This window comes from Ruegeria sp. BHSB058, assembly GCF_059613285.1.
Map to the genome: position 1 here is coordinate 1 of NZ_JBXWSF010000175.1, position 1,987 is coordinate 1,987.

Below are 1,987 nucleotides of genomic sequence, written 5' to 3' on the forward strand. Positions count from 1 at the left end.
CCAGCGTGATGCGCCAGGTTTTCTGCTGCCCGCAATGCTTCCGGGCGATCTCGTACACCCGTCTTTCAATGGGCTTGCGCAGGCGGAAGTAGTCCCGGTGGAGGGTCAGTACCTCTTCGTTCCGGATTGCGTTAAAAACCCAGTCTGACAGCTTCACTTCACACCATAAGAGACGCCCGTCCAAACCGTGCTTTCGGCGGATCGAGGACGCATCGATCAGGCCAAAGCCATCGACTTGCTCTTCATCACCAGTGACAATGTTTGTCCTGATCCGCGTCCCTTCGAGGCGATCAAGGGCATCGAGTAGTGACTGGTATTCCCGGCCACTTGTACCCCGGTTGGTGAAGATAAGCAGCTCTCTGGAGTTAATCCGGACACGGGGCGAAACGGCTTCGCCCTCCTTCAGCTTCGCCATGATCTGACTGATGCAGTAGATCAGAATGTCCTTGTCGTAGATCGTCGCCAGACCCTTGACGCTCGGCGTAATCTGCAGCCACTTGTCGCCATTCTCATAGCGCTTGATCGTCGTCTCAGGCTTCTTTGAGAGGGAATAAAACGGATGCTCCATGTGTTGCATCACGTCCTTCAGGACAGCGTCAGCCACATCACAGATGAACAAATCATGCTGCGGATGGCGATCCGGCAGGAGCGGGGCGAGGGCATTCGTGTTATCAGTTACCATAAGTCGACATTCGTGGTTTTAGTTACCGCAGTCAAGATTCGTGTTATTAGTTACCAAAAGCAGGATTTCAGTTACCGAGATTCGTGTTATTAGTTACCGACCTTCAAAGAAAGTTGTTATTTTACAAATCGCTACACAGGTTCTGGCAATGCGTAACACAGATTCTAACACAAATATAACACCCAGTTTCTGAGCCAGACCTGACCACCATCAGCACATCACCGCTCACCGCTGATAGAACACGCAGGCATCGACACCCGTGGTTGTCGTAGTCCAGGACGCCCCAAGCACAGCGCATGTGGAAGCGTTGCTGGCTAAGAAACGAGGAAGCGTCACCGTCAGGACAAGAGCCAGAACGACAGCACCCAGACCAAACCAAGGAAGACGGCTTTTGAAGCGAACCAGCTTTTGCTCCCGTTCCCAAAGCTGACGCATGGTGTCCGACCTGGCATCCTCAGCTTTCCTGAGAACCTCCTGAGTGTGGTTGGAAGCCCGGAGGAGATCACCGGCCATCTGGCCAACGCGGGTCAGGGTGTCGCCGATCTTGCCGTCGATGGTCGCGCCAACAATCTTGCCATAGTGTTCGGGGTCCGTCTGCTTTTGAGCGGCAAAGGCGGCAGAGCGAGCTTCCGTCGCTGTCTTGTTCACGCGGTCGAGCACCCGTGTCTGATCATCAACCCGATCCGAAATGCTGGCGACAGCCGTGGCGAGAAGATCGAGCGTTTCGCGCAGATCATCGTCCGAAAGCGGGGCAGGGGAGGCAGGCGTGTCAGACATGGCGGATTGCTTTCAGGTTATCGGGCTTCAGGCGTGAACAGCCCGGCAAATTCAGGATCGGCGTAGTAACGCAGCTTTTGCGCGACGGCGGTGGCCTGCCCCTGGACGCGCAAAAGCTGGCGTTCCGGCGGGAGCTGCATGATTTCATCGGGGGTCAGCAGATCGCGGCCCGTGAGGTGGTTCGAGAAGCTTTGGCCATCGCCGGGTTTGAAGCTGTCGGTCTGGAACCCGGCAGTTTCCTGGCCGATCATCTGGCTCAGCCACTTTGCCGTCTCAAAATCATTTACTCCGAAGACCTGTTGCACCCCGGCATTGGCGATGAAGGTGCCAGCGCGTTCGCCATAGAGGTCTTTGAGCTGGCTCATGTCCTGCAGGATCGGCCAGAGCTGAAGCCCGTAGCCCGCCATCAGCCCCATGGCGCGCTCCACGGCCTCCAGACGGCCCAGGGCGGCGAACTCATCTAGGAGGAAGAGGGTAGGGGAGGAAAGCCGCTGAGACGCGCTCTGAGCGGCTGTGGTGGCCGTCAGG

At 56.8% G+C, this 1,987-nt stretch carries 3 protein-coding genes; all 3 read right to left on the bottom strand.

Annotated features, from left to right (window positions below; all coding sequences use genetic code 11):
• Window positions 1-682 (bottom strand): replication initiator protein A (locus AC2FNB_RS21110; protein WP_496748688.1); only part of this gene is annotated, 682 nt, incomplete at its 3' end.
• A gap of 225 nt (window positions 683-907) precedes the next feature.
• The gene (locus AC2FNB_RS21115; RefSeq protein WP_496748689.1) at window positions 908-1,459 is read right to left on the bottom strand and encodes a hypothetical protein; all 552 of its coding nucleotides are present in this window, start codon (window positions 1,457-1,459) and stop codon (window positions 908-910) included.
• Window positions 1,460-1,476: 17 nt separating this feature from the next.
• On the bottom strand, window positions 1,477-1,987 hold a 511-nt coding region (locus tag AC2FNB_RS21120), incomplete at its 5' end, for a type IV secretory system conjugative DNA transfer family protein (RefSeq protein WP_496748690.1).